The following is a 15127-nucleotide window of genomic DNA, read 5'->3' as shown; positions in this document are numbered from 1 at the left end:
TCAGGAACCGACCATGCCCCCTTTTTCACGCTTTTTCCTCAGCATCGCCACCGCCGCAGCGATGTTGACACTGTCAAGCCAAGCCCATGCCATCGCGGGCTGCGAGTGGCCAGGGGCATCAGGCCCTATGCAATTCAAGCACGACCTTGGCGCAAGGTGGGTGGCACGCGATGCGCCAGTGGGTACCAAGATCTACTCCGTCAGTACCACTTCATTGGCCGGCCCCGGTTTGATCCTGAAGTGCGACAACGATGGGTCAAGGCGACTGACAGCCGACATGAAGACGCCATTAGCTAGGGATCCCGGCGACTTCCCCCCTGTCGACGGCAAGACTGTCACAGGCAAAGTGCTGAAGACCAATATTCCGGGTGTAGGCCTGTATCTGGAATTAGGCGGTTTCCTCAACGGCGTGGCGAGCAATACATTCCAGGCAGACGACGGGGGCATCGGCGCCGTCCCTTATATCGGTGAAAACCAACGGAACATGACACCCACGTTCATGGAGATGCGCAATCTCACCATCAAGTACATGGCCTTGATCAAGACCGGCCCTATCCCCGCTGGCATCAGTTCATTCAACCAAGAGATCGCCAGTGGCGTGGTCAGCGATGTGGGGGATGCTGTCAGGCTGAACCTGAGCGGGCAGGTTCAACAGGCCCAGTGTACGCTCAGAGCCGACGCAGTCAGCGCCAACCCAGTACAACTTAAAAACCATGATGTTGCCGACTTAAAGGGCCCAGGCACCACAACCGACCCGGTTGATTTTTACATCACCCTCAACGACTGCGAGGACGACCCGGGAAGCAGCATTGCCCGCGCCTTCATGCGCCTGGATGGCGTGGACGGCTCGGTGTCGATAGACCGAAACCTGGGTTTGTTCACCCTGACCACGGACTCGACCGCCAGCGGGATCGGCATCCAGGTGCTGCGCAGTGACAATACCCCACTGGAACTGGAAGCGTTCGTGGATATGGTGCCTCTGACCCCCGGCATCACCCGCCTAGACCTTCGTGCACGGTATTATCAGACCGAAGCGGTGGTTACACCAGGCGAGGCCAAGGGCGCGTTGAACTTCACGATCGAATACCGCTAAGTAGGCTGGCCATGGCTTGATCGCCATGCGCCTGCGCCCTAACGCACTGACGAAAAAAAACGCACCAAGGAATCTTGAGATTCTTTGGTGCGTTCTATATTTGGAGCGGGAAACGAGACTCGAACTCGCGACCCCGACCTTGGCAAGGTCGTGCTCTACCAACTGAGCTATTCCCGCATTGTGAAGCTTTACCACTTTCGGCGTGAAGCGCCATTAAGACCTTCACCACCACTGCACCGCATAGACGCCACAGTATTCAAACTGGAGCGGGAAACGAGACTCGAACTCGCGACCCCGACCTTGGCAAGGTCGTGCTCTACCAACTGAGCTATTCCCGCAAATGGCGTCCCCTAGGGGACTCGAACCCCTGTTACCGCCGTGAAAGGGCGGTGTCCTAGGCCACTAGACGAAGGGGACACACGACACTTTTCAGTGCACCAGCACATGAACCTCACGATTCAGACTGGGTTTTCTTTTCCTGCCCCGCCGCTAGGCGTTGCCGGAGAAACTGGAGCGGGAAACGAGACTCGAACTCGCGACCCCGACCTTGGCAAGGTCGTGCTCTACCAACTGAGCTATTCCCGCAATTTGGCGTCCCCTAGGGGACTCGAACCCCTGTTACCGCCGTGAAAGGGCGGTGTCCTAGGCCACTAGACGAAGGGGACACGCTACAAGCATTACTGCTTGCTTTCACTCCCTGCGGCATTTAGCTGTGCGCTTTACGCTGCAAGTGGCGCGCATTCTATGGATGCCTTACCGGGTCGTCAACCCTTTTGTAGAAATTTATTTAAATCAATGACTTCGGGCAGTGTGGCGGGGGCTTATCGATCGCGCCCGAGGATTGGCGTTGATTTTCTGACGGCATCTCGGCATTAATGTGCCACCATCCAGTTATCGGGCCGCTTGCCGATACCAGCATAGATTTGCCTGCACGGGCTTCTGGCGAGCACGCGGGCTCCTACACTCTATATGCAGAACCTTTTGACGAGGCGTAAACGGTGACACCACTTCTGATCACACTGCTCATCGTGGCGGGTATCGCATTGCTGATCGTGATCGGCTACCTCAACAACGTGGTCGAAAACGGCAAGCTGGAACGTGCGCGCCTGAAGGTCGAGCTGGCCGACCGCCTGCGCCGTTGTGGCGAAATCACCGAAACCTTCCCCGGCCAGTTCATGACCCCGGCATTGAAGCTGCTGCTGACCCGCCTGGAACTGAACCTCAACCAGCGCCAGTTGGCGCTGGACAAGCACAGCGGCGACCTCAAGGCGCGCATCGCTGAAATCGAGGGACTGATCGCCAAGGGGGAACAGATCCCGGTCAACAACCCGCCCAGCCCGATCCAGACCGAGGCCAAGGCCAAGGATGTGCGCTTCTTGCTCGAAGCCCTGCACAACCAGATCGTGCGGGCCAACCAGGAAGGTTTTCTGAATACCCAGGAGGCCAAGCATTGGGTCAAGGAGATCCGCCATATCCTGGTGCTGCTGCATATCGAGTTCTTCAACAACCTTGGCCAGCAGGCCCTGCAACAGGAACAACCCGGCCAGGCGCGGCTGGCGTTCGAGCGGGGCGTGCAGTACCTGCGCAAGCAGCCTGAGCCCAAGCAGTATGAAGAGCAGCTGCGGTATCTGGAAAAATTGCTGGCGCGGGCCAATGCCCAGGTGCTGGACAAAATGGAACCGGCGGCGGATGAGCACAACGAATTGACCGATGGGCTCAAGACCGATGAGGACGAAACCTGGAAGAAGCGGGTGATCTACGACTGATCCCGGGTTTTGGGCTGAGGCTACCGGCCTCTTCGCGGCTAAAGCCGCTCCTACAGGTGCAGCGCAGTCCCCTGTAGGAGCGGCTTTAGCCGCGAAGAGGCCGGTAACATCAACCGACTATCAGCAGTCGGTCAACTCCAAAAAGATCGCCGCCAACCGCTCCAACCCCACCTGATCGGCCTCACTGAAACGCGCAAGCTTCGGGCTGTCCAGATCGAGCACACCAACCAACCTGCCCGCCTTCACCAGCGGAATCACCAGCTCGCTGTTCGAGGCGCTGTCGCAAGCGATATGCCCCGGGAAGGCATGCACATCCTCGACCCGCTGGGTCTGCCGGCTGGCCGCAGCCGCACCACACACACCCTTGCCGAACGGGATGCGCACGCAAGCTACTTGCCCCTGGAACGGGCCGAGCACCAGCTCTTCGTTGCGATTGAGGTAGAACCCCGCCCAGTTCAGGTCATCGACCTGGCTATACAGAAACGCCGAGAACTGCGCGGCATTGGCGATGAAATCACGCTCGTCGGCGAACAGTGCCTGCACTTGCGCGGCCAGCAGGCTGTAGCCATCGAGGCCGGCGCCACTGGCATTGAGGTCGATCATTTACTTTTGCTCCAACAATTGCAGCCCGACCCAATAGCGGGCGAACTGATAGGCACAACGGCCATTTCGGTTACCGCGGCCGGTGGCCCAGCGCACGGCGAGGATGTCGAGTTCTTCAGTGCGGCTCCATCTCAGGCCCGCAGGGCGTGCCAGCTGGCCGATCCAGTGCTCGACCACGTTCAGGAAGTGCTCCTGGGTGAACGGGTAGAACGACAGCCACAGGCCGAAGCGGTCGGACAAGGCGATCTTGTCTTCCACCGCTTCGCTGGGGTGCAGCTCGCCGTCGACGCGTTTCCAGTTCTCGTTGTCGCTCTCTTTCTCCGGCACCAGGTGGCGGCGGTTGGAGGTGGCGTACAGCAGCACGTTGTCCGGGGCCTGCTCCAGCGAGCCATCGAGCACGCTCTTGAGCACCCGGTAGTCGCCCTCCCCGGCTTCGAACGAGAGGTCGTCGCAGAACAGGATGAAGCGTTGCGGCAGTTTTTGCAGTTGTTCGACGACACGCGGCAGGTCGGCCAGGTGGTCGCGCTCGATTTCGATCAGGCGCAGCCCGGCACCTGCGTGCTCGGCCAGCAAGGCGCGCACCAGCGACGACTTGCCGGTGCCGCGCGAGCCCCACAGGAGGGCGTGGTTGGCAGGCATGCCGTTGATGAACTGGTGGGTGTTGCGGCCCAGTTGTTCACGCTGCTTGTCGACGCCGATCAGGTCGCTCAGGCGGATGTCCAGGCTCACTTCCAGCGGCAGCAGGTAGCCCGTGCGGCCATCGCGCTGCCAGCGCGCGGCCAGGGTGGTGGTCCAGTCGATGTCCGGGCGTACGGCCGGCAACAAGGGTTCGAGACGCGCCAGTACGGATTCGGCGCGTTCCAGAAAAGCATTCAAGCGAGCGTCCATGACGACTCCTGTAAATTCAGATTCGAGTCGGCTGTACCGGCCTCTTCGCGGGTAAACCCGCTCCTACAGGTATCGCGCAGGTCCTGTAGGAGCGGGTTCACCCGCGAAAGGGCCGGCACAGCCGGTTGAGCAATCAAGGCTGAATGTGCGACAGACCCGCCAGCAGCCGGGGCTGATCGGCTATGCTTGCGCAGCGCAAGGGCGTTGAAACCGGCTCGGGACCCATGGATATCAAGTTCACCAATCGCCTGTCCTACAAGCAAGCCCGGTTGACAGTCCTGGTCGGCTTCATCCTGGGAACATTGCTCAGTCTCATCCAGATCGGCATCGATTATGCCAGCGAAGACGCGTCCATCAACCGCGAAGTGCAGGCTTTGCTGCAAATCAGCCAGACCCCGGCCTCACGCATCGCCTACAACATCGACTCGGAACTGGCCCTGGAGCTGACCCGCGGGTTGCTGCAATCGCCTGCGATCATTCGTGCTCGGCTGATCGACAACAATGAAACGGTGCTGGCCGACGTCGAGCGACCGCGCCTGGAGGACCGCTACCGACCGCTGAGCGACTTCCTGTTCGGCGAGCAACGCCAGTTCAGCGAACGCCTGACGTTCTCGCACATGCCCGATGACTACCTGGGCACCTTGTACCTGGATGTCGACACCTATGCCTTCGGTAGCCGCTTCCTCGACCGCGCCGGGGTCACCCTGCTCAACGGCTTCGCCCGCAGCCTGGTGCTCACCGGCATCCTCCTGGCGTTGTTCTACATCATGCTGACCAAGCCGCTGGTCAAGGTCATCGCCGACCTCAGCAGCGGCGATCCCCGCCAGCCCCGGCAAAACCGCGTGGAGTGCCCACCTGGCCACGAGCACGACGAGATCGGCGTACTGGTGCAAGCCGCCAACCGGCAGTTCGTCAGCATGGCCACCGAGATCCAGCAGCGGCGCACTGCAGAAAACCGCCTGACCCAATACCTCAACGAACTCGAAGACATCGTCTCGGCGCGCACCACCGAACTGAAGGCCAGCAACAGCCGCCTGAGTCAGTCCAACCTGGAACTCGACGACGCCCGCCAGCGTGCCCTCGACATGGCCCAGGCGCGCGCGGCGTTTCTGGCCAACATGAGCCACGAGATCCGCACCCCGCTCAACGGCATGCTCGGCATGATCGCCCTGGCCCTGGACAGCCCGCTGCCCAGCGAACAACGCCAGCAACTGTCGATCGCCCACGACTCGGGCAAGGTGCTGGTGGAGTTGCTCAACGATATTCTCGACCTGTCCAAGTTCGATGCCGGGCAGCTGGAACTCGAGCGCATTCCGTTCGACATGGGCGCCATGGTCGAGGACACCGCCAACCTGCTGTCGCAAAACGCCGCGCAGAGCGTCGAGCTGACCTGCTTCGTGGCCCAAAGGTTTCCCAGCAGCGTGCTCGGCGACCCCACGCGGGTGCGCCAGATCGTCAGCAACCTGCTGTCCAACGCGCTCAAGTTCACCCGTTTCGGCCGCGTGGACGTGCGCTTGGCGCCGATCGTCGGCGGTGTGCGCCTGGAGGTGTGCGACACCGGCATCGGCATTCCCGAGGATGCCCAGGCGCGGATCTTCCAACCTTTCACCCAGGCCGGCGCCGGCATCACCCGCCAGTTCGGCGGCACCGGCCTGGGCCTGGCCCTGACCCGCAATCTCTGCCAGGCCATGCAAGGCCGCCTGCACATTCAGTCGGAACCGGGCTTCGGCAGCCGCTTTTGCGCCGAACTGCCATTGCTGCCGCACACCGAAGCCATCGCGCCGGCCACGCTACACGGCCAGGTGGCGGCCCTGAGCGTGGCCGGCAGCGGTCTCGATGAACTGCTGCACGACCTGCTGCCACGCTGGGGCCTGGGCTACCAACGCCTCGACAGCCCCGCCGAGTTACCGGACCAGACAATCGACCTGCTGATCACCGACGACCTCGACCACCTGTTCCAGCTGCGCCCGGCAGTGACCGCGCCGATCCTGCTGGTGACCGCCTATGGCAACTTCCTCCCGGCCGAGCAATCGACGGCCCTGGCGCCACTGCATCAACTGGCCAGGCCACTGGCACGCAATGCCTTGTACCAGACCCTGCGCCGCACGCTGCAAGGGCACGAGCCTGAACACCCGCTGGCCAACCCCAGCGGCGAGGCCTTGCCGGGGCGTGCACGGGTACTGCTGGTGGAGGACAACCCGGTCAACCAGTTGGTGGCCAAGGGCATGCTGGCCAAGCTCGGCTGCCAGGTTCAGTTGGCCACGCAAGGCGCCGAAGCGCTGGCGATGCTGGAACAGGGTGAGTTCGACATGGTGCTGATGGACTGCAACATGCCGGTGATGGACGGCTACGAAGCCAGCCGGCAGATCCGCCAGAGCGGCCGCTGGCCGGACCTGCCGATCGTCGCCCTCACCGCCAACGCCATGCCCGAAGAGCGCGAGCGCTGCCGCGCCGCGGGCATGAACGACTACCTGGCCAAGCCGTTTCGCCGCGAAGAGCTACTGGCGCTGATCGACCACTGGGTGCCGCTCAACGGCTGAGCAACCGCTGGATATCGGCTTCCAGGGCCTGGGGCTTGGTGCTCGGCGCATAACGCTTGATCTGGCCGCTGGCCGGGTCGATCAGGAACTTGGTGAAGTTCCACTTGATCTTCTGCGTGCCGAACAGGCCCGGCGCCCGTTGCTTGAGTTCGACGAACAGCGGATGGGCACCCGGGCCGTTGACCTCGACCTTGCGAAACAGCGGAAAGCTCACGCCGAAGTTGCGCTCGCAGAACTGCGCGATGTCCCGCGCCTCGCCCGGCTCCTGCTTGCCGAACTGGTTGCAGGGAAAACCCAGCACCACCAGGCCCCGTTCGCGGTACTGCTGCCACAGCTGCTCCAGGCCCTTGTACTGCGGGGTGAAGCCGCACTGGCTGGCAGTGTTGACCACCAGCAACGCCTTGCCGGGGAAGTCGCCGAGCTTTTTATGCTCGCCGCCCAGGGTGACGCAGGCAATATCCTGCAGCGACTTGGCCATGATCAGGCCTCGGCTCGCGGGGTGAAGTCCAGGCATACCGAGTTGATGCAGTAGCGCAGGCCGGTCGGTGGCGGACCATCAGGGAACACGTGACCCAGGTGGGCGTCGCACTGGGCGCAGGTGACCTCGGTGCGGATCATGCCGTGGGAGGTGTCGCGGATCTCGATCATTGCGCTCTGCTCGATTGGCGCGTAGAAGCTCGGCCAGCCGCAGCCGGAATCGAACTTGGTGCGGCTGTCGAACAGCGCCAGGCCACAGCAGATACAGGTGTAGGTACCGGCACGCTTTTCGCTGTTGTACTTGCCGGTAAACGGCCGCTCGGTGCCCTTGAGGCGGCAGACCTGGTACTGCGCCGGGTCGAGCATCGCACGCCATTCTTCCAGGGTTTTTTCGATCTTTTGCATGTGGGTACCTCGGCAGGCTGAAATTCACCTCACGCCGTCTTTTCCCTGGCGCGGGCGGCACGTATATTAGTTGGCTTCGTGTGCAAGGCTCCAAGTCTGGCACCCGCGCCTCGCCCTTTCAAACCTTTCGACGACGGCGCACCGCGTATTCTCAATCGGGATCACATCATGCAGTTCAGCAAATCGAACAAGCTCGCCAATGTCTGCTACGACATTCGCGGCCCGGTGCTCAAGCACGCCAAACGCCTGGAAGAGGAAGGCCATCGCATCCTCAAGCTGAACATCGGCAACCCGGCGCCGTTTGGCTTCGAGGCGCCGGACGAAATCCTCCAGGATGTGATCCGCAACCTGCCCACCGCCCAGGGCTACAGCGATTCCAAGGGCCTGTTCAGCGCGCGCAAGGCGGTGATGCATTACTGCCAGCAGAAGGAAATCGCCGGCGTCACCATCGAGGACATCTACCTCGGCAACGGCGTGTCCGAACTGATCGTCATGTCGATGCAGGCGCTGCTCAACAACGGTGACGAAGTGCTGATCCCGGCGCCGGACTACCCATTGTGGACCGCCGCCGTGAGCCTGGCCGGCGGCAAGCCGGTGCACTACCTGTGCGACGAGCAGGCTGACTGGTTCCCCGATCTGGAGGACATCAAGGCCAAGATCACCCCGAACACCAAGGCCCTGGTGATCATCAACCCGAACAACCCGACCGGCGCGGTGTACTCCAAGGAGCTGCTGCTGGGCATGCTGGAACTGGCGCGCCAGCACAACCTGGTGGTGTTCTCCGACGAGATCTACGACAAGATCCTCTACGACGAAGCCGTGCACATCAGCACCGCCTCGCTGGCTCCCGACCTGCTGTGCCTGACCTTCAACGGCCTGTCCAAGTCGTACCGGGTGGCGGGCTTCCGTTCCGGCTGGCTGATCATCTCCGGGCCCAAGCACCACGCCCAGAGCTACATCGAAGGCATCGACATGCTGGCCAACATGCGCCTGTGCGCCAACGTGCCGGCCCAGCATGCCATCCAGACCGCACTGGGCGGCTACCAGAGCATCAACGACCTGGTGCTGCCGCCGGGTCGCCTGCTGGAGCAACGCAACCGCACCTACGAGCTGCTCAACGACATCCCTGGCGTGAGCTGCGTGAAGCCGATGGGGGCGTTGTATGCGTTCCCGCGGATCGACCCGAAGGTGTGCCCGATCCTCAACGACGAGAAGTTCGCGCTCGACCTGCTGCTGTCGGAGAAGCTGTTGATCGTCCAGGGCACTGCGTTCAACTGGCCATGGCCGGACCACTTCCGCGTGGTGACCTTGCCGCGGGTGGATGACTTGGAAGCGGCGATCGGGCGGATCGGTAATTTCCTGCGGACCTATTCGCAGTAAGTACCGGCCTCTTCGCGGGCTAGCCCGCTCCCACAGGAACCTCAGTGCCCTCTAGGTTGATGTGATCCTGTGGGATCGGGCTTGCCCGCGATGGGCTGCAAAGCAGCCCCTTCCCCTCCTCGGATGTTTCTTACATCCTGCAATGCTCTATCCCACAGCGTGCGCCTTTTCCTCTGCCATACTCCGCCGTACACAGTTTGAAATAGTCGGCGCATTGAATCCGCGCCTTCGGCCCCTTATATACCCCGCAGTAAGCAACAAACCCTTCCGTCAGGAGAACGTGACAACCATGATGCGCATTCTGTTGTTTGTAGCCACCAACCTCGCGGTGGTGCTGGTTGCAAGCATTACCCTGAGCCTGTTCGGCTTCAACGGGTTCATGGCCGCCAACGGGGTCGACCTCGACCTTGGCCGCCTGCTGATCTTCTGCGCCGTGTTCGGCTTCGCCGGTTCGCTCGTCTCGCTGTTCATCTCCAAGTGGATGGCGAAGATGACTACCGGCACCCAGATCATCAGCCAGCCGCGCACCCGCCACGAACAGTGGCTGCTGCAAACCGTCGAGGAACTGTCCCGCGAAGCCGGCATCCGCATGCCCGAGGTCGGTATCTTCCCGGCCTACGAGGCCAACGCCTTCGCTACCGGCTGGAACCGCAACGACGCCCTGGTAGCAGTGTCCCAGGGCCTGCTCGAGCGCTTCTCGCCCGATGAAGTGCGTGCGGTACTGGCGCACGAGATCGGCCACGTGGCCAACGGCGACATGGTCACCCTGGCACTGGTGCAGGGCGTGGTGAACACCTTCGTGATGTTCTTCGCCCGTATCATCGGTAACTTCGTCGACAAGGTGATCTTCAAGAACGAAGAAGGCCAGGGCATCGCCTACTACGTGGCGACCATCGTCGCCGAACTGGTGCTGGGTATTCTGGCCAGCATCATCGTCATGTGGTTCTCGCGCCGCCGCGAGTACCGCGCCGACGAAGCCGGTGCGCAATTGGCCGGCACCGCCGCGATGATCGGCGCACTGCAGCGCCTGCGTGTGGAGCAAGGCCTGCCGGTGCACATGCCCGACACCCTCAAGGCGTTCGGCATCAATGGCGGCCTCAAGCATGGCCTGGCCGGCCTGCTGATGAGCCACCCGCCGCTGGAAGACCGCATCGAGGCCCTGCGCCGCCGCGGTTGATTGGCTGAGTGATGCGAACAAGGGCGACTTCGGTCGCCCTTGTTTCGTCTGCTCCGGCCCTTTCGCGGCGGTTCGGCGCGAAAGGGCCGGCACAGACAAACTCAGAAACCGACCCGATACACCCGCTCCACCACACTGGGCACCCCAGCCTGGATGAACTTCGGGCTCTCCCCGATCACTTCCCGCTCATCCAGAACCTGAACATTACCCCCAGCGTACCCCCGCCTCACCTCGCCATCGGCCACCGCAAACGGCGGCCCATCGAGCAACTGCTGGTCGTAATCCATGGTCAGCAACAATCCCTGGCAACCCGCCGGCAGCAACGCCGACAGATGCGCCATGTAGCGTTCGCGCATTTCTACCGGCAGGGCAATCAACGCGGCCCGGTCGTATAGCCCTAAGCAATCGCCGGCATCCTGCGCCCGCAAGGCGAAGAAATCGCCGCACCAGACTTCCACTTCACCGCTACGCCAGACTTCGAACGCACCTTGCCCGAAGACCTCGGCCTGCAGCCCTTGCTCGCGAAAGAAATCCTCAACGGCCCGCCGCGATAGCTCCACACCCAGCACCCGGTAGCCCTGCCCCGCCAGCCAGGCCATGTCCACGCTCTTGCCACACAACGGCACCAGTACGCGCGCGCCAGGGGCCAGCGCCAGCTTGTGCCAGTGCGCCTCGAGGAATGGGTTGACGTCTTCGCGATGAAAACCGATCTGGTTATCGGCCCAGCGCTTCTGCCAGAACGCAGGTTCCATGATCACTCCCGATTTTTAGATGGATTAAGGGCAAAACTTGATTTGGATTTCGATCGATACCTGACCGAAGATGATCACATCTTAAACCCTCAGGACCGCTACCATGCTCCCCAGCCTGTTCATTTCCCATGGTTCGCCCATGCTCGCCCTGCAACCCGGAGCCAGCGGGCCGGCGCTGGCTGCACTGGCCAATGCCCTGCCGCGACCGAAGGCGATCGTGGTGGTGTCGGCGCACTGGGAAAGCCAGGAGCTGCTGGTGACCGCCGCCGCGCAGCCAGAGACCTGGCATGACTTCTACGGCTTCCCTGCGGCGCTGTACGCGGTGCAGTACCCGGCACCGGGCGAGCCACGGCTGGCAGCCGAGGTGAGTGAGCGACTCAAGGAAGCTGGCTTGCCGGCGCGCCTGGATGCGCAGCGGCCCTTCGACCATGGCGCCTGGGTGCCGCTGTCGTTGATGTACCCGCAGGCTGACATCCCGGTGATCCAGGTGTCGCTGCCAAGCCGCCTGGGGCCGACCCTGCAGGTGAAGGTCGGGCAGGCCCTGGCAGGCTTGCGCGACCAGGGCATCCTGCTGATCGGCTCGGGCAGCATCACCCATAACCTCGGCGAGCTGGACTGGCATGCCGGGCCGGATGTAATCGAGCCTTGGGCGCTGGCGTTTCGGGACTGGGTGGTGCAGCGGCTGGATGACAATGACCAGGCGGCGTTGCTCGATTATCGGCAGCAGGCGCCGTTCGCGGTGCGCAACCATCCCAGTGACGAGCATTTGCTGCCACTGTTCTTCGCCCTTGGGGCCGGGGACAGGTTCGCGGTGGTGCACCAGGGCTTCACCCTGGGGGCGCTGGGGATGGATATCTATCGGTTCGACTGACGATTGCCGGGGCGCGTTGCGCCCCTTTCGCGACACAAGGCCGCTCCCACAAGTGCAGCGCAAACTTCATGGATTGTGCTGTACCTGTGGGAGCGGCCTTGTGTCGCGATGGGCTGCGGAGCAGACCCAAAATGGCACAGGCAAAAAAAAATCCCCGACCTAGGCCGGGGATTTTTTCATTGCGCCAGGATCAATCCTCGCGGTAGCGACGCAGCTTCAGCTGCTTGCCAGCCACGCGGGTGTCCTTGAAAATGACCAGGCGGCGTTGCTCGATTATCGGCAGCAGGCACCGTTCGCGGTGGTGCACCAGGGCTTCACCCTGGGGGCGCTGGGGATGGATATCTATCGGTTCGACTGACGATTGCCGGGGCGCGTTGCGCCCCTTTCGCGACACAAGGCCGCTCCCACAAGTGCAGCGCAAACTTCATGGATTGTGCTGTACCTGTGGGAGCGGCCTTGTGTCGCGATCGGCTGCGGAGCAGACCCAAAATGGCACAGGCAAAAAAAATCCCCGACCTAGGCCGGGGATTTTTTCATTGCGCCAGGATCAATCCTCGCGGTAGCGACGCAGCTTCAGCTGCTTGCCAGCCACGCGGGTGTCCTTGAAAATGACCAGGCGGCGTTGCTCGATTATAGGCAGCAGGCACCGTTCGCGGTGGTGCACCAGGGCTTCACCCTGGGGGCGCTGGGGATGGATATCTATCGGTTCGACTGACGATTGCCGGGGCGCGTTGCGCCCTTTCGCGACACAAGGCCGCTCCCACAAGTGCAGCGCAAACTTCATGGATTGTGCTGTACCTGTGGGAGCGGCCTTGTGTCGCGATGGGCTGCGGAGCAGACCCAAAATGGCACAGGCAAAAAAAAATCCCCGACCTAGGCCGGGGATTTTTTCATTTCGCCAGGATCAATCCTCGCGGTAGCGACGCAGCTTCAGCTGCTTGCCAGCCACGCGGGTGTCCTTGAAAATGACCAGGCGGCGTTGCTCGATTATCGGCAGCAGGCACCGTTCGCGGTGGTGCACCAGGGCTTCACCCTGGGGGCGCTGGGGATGGATATCTATCGGTTCGACTGACAATTGCCGGGGGCGCGTTGCGCCCCTTTCGCGACACAAGGCCGCTCCCACAAGTGCAGCGCAAACTTCATGGATTGTGCTGTACCTGTGGGAGCGGCCTTGTGTCGCGATGGGCTGCGGAGCAGACCCAAAATGGCACAGGCAAAAAAAAATCCCCGACCTAGGCCGGGGATTTTTTCATTGCGCCAGGATCAATCCTCGCGGTAGCGACGCAGCTTCAGCTGCTTGCCAGCCACGCGGGTGTCCTTGAGCTTGGACAGCAGACGCTCCAGGCCATCTTCCGGCAGCTCGATCAGGCTGAAGCTGTCACGTACCTGGATGCGGCCGATGGCGTCACGCGCCAGGCCACCCTCGTTGAGGATCGCGCCGAGCAGGTTCTTGGCGGCGATACCGTCACGGGCGCCCAGGGCGGTACGGCAACGCACGCGGCCTTCGGCCAGCGGCATCGGTGCACGACGCTCGCGGTCACCACGGTCGCCACGGTCACTGCGCTCGCCACGCTCGGTACGCTCGCCACGCGGGGCGAAGCTCGGTACCAGCGGCTGCTCGCGCTCGACTGCGGCCAGATCCAGGGCCTGGCCATTGGTGGCCTTGCGCAGCAGCGCCGAGGCCAGGGCACGGGCGCTGCAACCGAGGTCGGCGGTCAGGCGGTCGAACAGCTCGCCATGGGTCGCTTCGGCTTCGGCAACCAGTGGTGCCAGGCTGTTGGTCAGCTTCTTGATGCGCGCATCGAGCACGGCTTGAGCGTTCGGCAGACGCGCTTCGGCGACCTTCTGCCCGGTCACACGCTCGATCACCTGCAGCATGCGGCGCTCACGCGGGGTGACCAGCAGCAGCGCACGGCCTTCGCGACCGGCACGGCCGGTACGACCGATACGGTGCACGTAGGACTCTGGATCGTACGGCATGTCGACGTTGAACACGTGGGTGATACGCGGTACGTCCAGGCCACGGGCAGCGACGTCGGTGGCGACGACGATGTCCAGGCGACCATCCTTGAGCGAGTCGATGACGCGCTCACGCTGGTTCTGGGCGATGTCGCCGTTCAGCGCGGCAGCCTTGTAACCCTTGGCTTCCAGCGCGGCGGCCAGGTCCAGGGTGGCTTGCTTGGTACGCACGAAGGCGATCAGCGCGTCGAACTCCTCGACTTCCAGCAGACGCAGCACAGCCGGGATCTTCTGGTCGGCGTGCACCATCAGGTGGGCCTGGTCGATCGCGGTAACGGTCTGGGTCTTGCTCTGGATCTTGACGTGCTTGGGCTCGCGCAGGTGACGTTCGGCGATCGAGCGGATCGACGACGGCAGGGTTGCGGAGAACAATACGGTCTGGCGGCTGGCCGGGATGGCATCGAAGATCACTTCGAGGTCGTCCATGAAGCCCAGCTTGAGCATTTCGTCGGCTTCGTCCAGTACCAGGTACTGCACGGTGGACAGGACTTTCTCGTCGCGACGCAGGTGGTCGCAGAGACGGCCCGGGGTGGCCACGACGATTTGCGCGCCGTTACGGATAGCGCGCAGCTGTGGGCCCATCGGGGCACCACCGTATACGGCCACCACGTTCACGCCTGGCATCTGCTTGGCGTAGGTTTCGAAAGCGGTGGCTACTTGCAGCGCCAACTCACGGGTTGGCGCCAGGATCAGGGCTTGCGGTTCGCGCTTGCTCACATCGATCTTGTTGAGGATCGGCAGGGCGAAGGCAGCGGTCTTGCCGGTGCCAGTCTGCGCCTGGCCGATCATGTCGTGACCGGCGAGGATGATCGGGATCGATTGTTGCTGAATGGCCGACGGCTCTTCGTAGCCGGTAGCCAGAACGGCGGCAACAATGTTCGGATTGAGATCGAGAGCGGCGAAGCCGCCGGTTTCCTGGGTCATGGGTCTGCCTCTAGGTGCATCCGCAAAGACCCATGCTCCAAAGCTGCACATGCCTTGAAAGACCAGAAGGTCACCCAGGCAGCTTTGGCGGCGGGGATTTGCGAAAACGATTGAAAAAGAAAACTTGGGAAAGTCCGCCTAGCGGACGTGCAGCCGAAGCTGGACTCGGAGGATTTGCACCACCTGATTTTGAGGTCCGCTAAAAGACCGGCGCGTACTATACCTGAATTGG

11 protein-coding genes, 5 tRNA genes and 4 pseudogenes are annotated in these 15127 nt (G+C 62.5%); 9 read left to right on the top strand and 11 right to left on the bottom strand.

All coding sequences use genetic code 11. From position 1 onward, the window contains the following. Positions 1-13 precede the first annotated feature (13 nt). On the top strand, positions 14-1093 hold the full coding sequence (locus tag E6B08_RS08120; RefSeq protein WP_136913542.1) for a fimbrial protein: 1080 nt from the start codon (positions 14-16) through the stop codon (positions 1091-1093). A 101-nt stretch (positions 1094-1194) separates the two neighbouring features. Here the strand turns inward: E6B08_RS08120 and E6B08_RS08115 are convergent. From E6B08_RS08115 to E6B08_RS08095, 5 genes are all read right to left on the bottom strand, one after another. Continuing rightward, positions 1195-1270, bottom strand: a tRNA-Gly gene (locus E6B08_RS08115). A gap of 85 nt (positions 1271-1355) precedes the next feature. Further along, a tRNA-Gly gene (locus E6B08_RS08110) sits at positions 1356-1431 on the bottom strand. 3 nt (positions 1432-1434) lie between these two features. Continuing rightward, a tRNA-Glu gene (locus tag E6B08_RS08105) sits at positions 1435-1510 on the bottom strand. 92 nt (positions 1511-1602) lie between these two features. Further along, positions 1603-1678: transfer RNA gene (locus E6B08_RS08100), tRNA-Gly, on the bottom strand. A gap of 4 nt (positions 1679-1682) precedes the next feature. After that, positions 1683-1758: transfer RNA gene (locus E6B08_RS08095), tRNA-Glu, on the bottom strand. A gap of 333 nt (positions 1759-2091) precedes the next feature. Here E6B08_RS08095 and E6B08_RS08090 point away from each other — a divergent pair. Then, complete coding sequence (locus tag E6B08_RS08090; RefSeq protein WP_136913541.1) at positions 2092-2859, top strand: hypothetical protein; 768 nt, start codon at positions 2092-2094, stop codon at positions 2857-2859. Between the two features lie 120 nt (positions 2860-2979). Here E6B08_RS08090 and E6B08_RS08085 read toward each other — a convergent pair whose 3' ends face one another. Together E6B08_RS08085 and E6B08_RS08080 are read right to left on the bottom strand one after the other, a co-directional pair. After that, positions 2980-3462 carry a GAF domain-containing protein gene (locus E6B08_RS08085; protein ID WP_136913540.1) on the bottom strand — a complete coding sequence of 161 codons (483 nt, stop codon included), beginning with the start codon at positions 3460-3462 and terminating at the stop codon, positions 2980-2982. Then, positions 3463-4350 (bottom strand): ATP-binding protein, encoded by an 888-nt coding sequence (locus E6B08_RS08080; RefSeq protein ID WP_136913539.1) that lies wholly within the window; start codon positions 4348-4350, stop codon positions 3463-3465. It abuts the gene before it with no gap. 182 nt (positions 4351-4532) lie between these two features. Here E6B08_RS08080 and E6B08_RS08075 point away from each other — a divergent pair, with 182 nt between their 5' ends. Next, positions 4533-6890 (top strand): response regulator, encoded by a 2358-nt coding sequence (locus E6B08_RS08075; RefSeq protein WP_136913538.1) that lies wholly within the window; start codon positions 4533-4535, stop codon positions 6888-6890. Here the strand turns inward: E6B08_RS08075 and E6B08_RS08070 are convergent. Beyond that, entirely contained in the window at positions 6880-7368 is a 489-nt protein-coding gene (locus E6B08_RS08070; protein WP_136913537.1) for a glutathione peroxidase, read from the bottom strand. The two genes, E6B08_RS08075 and E6B08_RS08070, sit on opposite strands and share 11 nt — an antisense overlap. A gap of 2 nt (positions 7369-7370) precedes the next feature. Then, the gene (gene msrB / locus E6B08_RS08065; RefSeq protein WP_136913536.1) at positions 7371-7772 is read right to left on the bottom strand and encodes a peptide-methionine (R)-S-oxide reductase MsrB; all 402 of its coding nucleotides are present in this window, start codon (positions 7770-7772) and stop codon (positions 7371-7373) included. Positions 7773-7940: 168 nt separating this feature from the next. Between msrB and E6B08_RS08060 the strand changes: the two genes are divergently transcribed. Together E6B08_RS08060 and htpX are read left to right on the top strand one after the other, a co-directional pair. Continuing rightward, the gene (locus tag E6B08_RS08060) at positions 7941-9152 is read left to right on the top strand and encodes a pyridoxal phosphate-dependent aminotransferase (protein ID WP_136913535.1); all 1212 of its coding nucleotides are present in this window, start codon (positions 7941-7943) and stop codon (positions 9150-9152) included. 289 nt (positions 9153-9441) lie between these two features. Further along, on the top strand, positions 9442-10329 hold the full coding sequence (htpX, locus tag E6B08_RS08055) for a protease HtpX (protein ID WP_136913534.1): 888 nt from the start codon (positions 9442-9444) through the stop codon (positions 10327-10329). 101 nt (positions 10330-10430) lie between these two features. Here htpX and E6B08_RS08050 read toward each other — a convergent pair whose 3' ends face one another. Further along, positions 10431-11081, bottom strand: a complete 651-nt coding sequence (locus E6B08_RS08050) for a thiopurine S-methyltransferase (protein ID WP_136913533.1) — start codon at positions 11079-11081, stop codon at positions 10431-10433. A gap of 103 nt (positions 11082-11184) precedes the next feature. Here E6B08_RS08050 and E6B08_RS08045 point away from each other — a divergent pair, with 103 nt between their 5' ends. The 4 genes and pseudogenes from E6B08_RS08045 to E6B08_RS08030 form a co-directional block, all read left to right on the top strand. Beyond that, positions 11185-11952 carry a DODA-type extradiol aromatic ring-opening family dioxygenase gene (locus E6B08_RS08045; protein ID WP_136913532.1) on the top strand — a complete coding sequence of 256 codons (768 nt, stop codon included), beginning with the start codon at positions 11185-11187 and terminating at the stop codon, positions 11950-11952. A gap of 250 nt (positions 11953-12202) precedes the next feature. Beyond that, positions 12203-12310: pseudogene (locus tag E6B08_RS08040) on the top strand (dioxygenase); the annotation flags it as partial. A gap of 249 nt (positions 12311-12559) precedes the next feature. Next, positions 12560-12667: pseudogene (locus E6B08_RS08035) on the top strand (dioxygenase); the annotation flags it as partial. A gap of 249 nt (positions 12668-12916) precedes the next feature. Continuing rightward, positions 12917-13024, top strand: a pseudogene (locus tag E6B08_RS08030) (dioxygenase); the annotation flags it as partial. Positions 13025-13215: 191 nt separating this feature from the next. Here E6B08_RS08030 and E6B08_RS08025 read toward each other — a convergent pair. Further along, positions 13216-14929 (bottom strand): annotated as a pseudogene (locus E6B08_RS08025) (DEAD/DEAH box helicase). Positions 14930-15127 lie beyond the last annotated feature (198 nt).

Origin of the sequence: Pseudomonas putida (assembly GCF_005080685.1) — a bacterium.
Taxonomy (GTDB): Bacteria; Pseudomonadota; Gammaproteobacteria; order Pseudomonadales; family Pseudomonadaceae; genus Aquipseudomonas; species Aquipseudomonas putida_V.
The sequence above is the reverse complement of the archived record's forward strand: the minus strand, read 5'-3'. Positions and strand labels throughout refer to the sequence as shown.

What these genes read in the sequence shown, in the direction of transcription:
- htpX (WP_136913534.1), top strand. Translation starts at nt 9,442, where the DNA reads ATGATGCGCATTCTGTTGTTTGTAGCCACCAACCTCGCGGTGGTGCTG.
- E6B08_RS08120 (WP_136913542.1), top strand. Translation starts at nt 14, where the DNA reads ATGCCCCCTTTTTCACGCTTTTTCCTCAGCATCGCCACCGCCGCAGCG.
- msrB (WP_136913536.1), bottom strand. Translation starts at nt 7,772, where the DNA reads ATGCAAAAGATCGAAAAAACCCTGGAAGAATGGCGTGCGATGCTCGAC.
- E6B08_RS08080 (WP_136913539.1), bottom strand. Translation starts at nt 4,350, where the DNA reads ATGGACGCTCGCTTGAATGCTTTTCTGGAACGCGCCGAATCCGTACTG.
- E6B08_RS08085 (WP_136913540.1), bottom strand. Translation starts at nt 3,462, where the DNA reads ATGATCGACCTCAATGCCAGTGGCGCCGGCCTCGATGGCTACAGCCTG.
- E6B08_RS08060 (WP_136913535.1), top strand. Translation starts at nt 7,941, where the DNA reads ATGCAGTTCAGCAAATCGAACAAGCTCGCCAATGTCTGCTACGACATT.
- E6B08_RS08075 (WP_136913538.1), top strand. Translation starts at nt 4,533, where the DNA reads ATGCTTGCGCAGCGCAAGGGCGTTGAAACCGGCTCGGGACCCATGGAT.
- E6B08_RS08070 (WP_136913537.1), bottom strand. Translation starts at nt 7,368, where the DNA reads ATGGCCAAGTCGCTGCAGGATATTGCCTGCGTCACCCTGGGCGGCGAG.
- E6B08_RS08050 (WP_136913533.1), bottom strand. Translation starts at nt 11,081, where the DNA reads ATGGAACCTGCGTTCTGGCAGAAGCGCTGGGCCGATAACCAGATCGGT.
- E6B08_RS08045 (WP_136913532.1), top strand. Translation starts at nt 11,185, where the DNA reads ATGCTCCCCAGCCTGTTCATTTCCCATGGTTCGCCCATGCTCGCCCTG.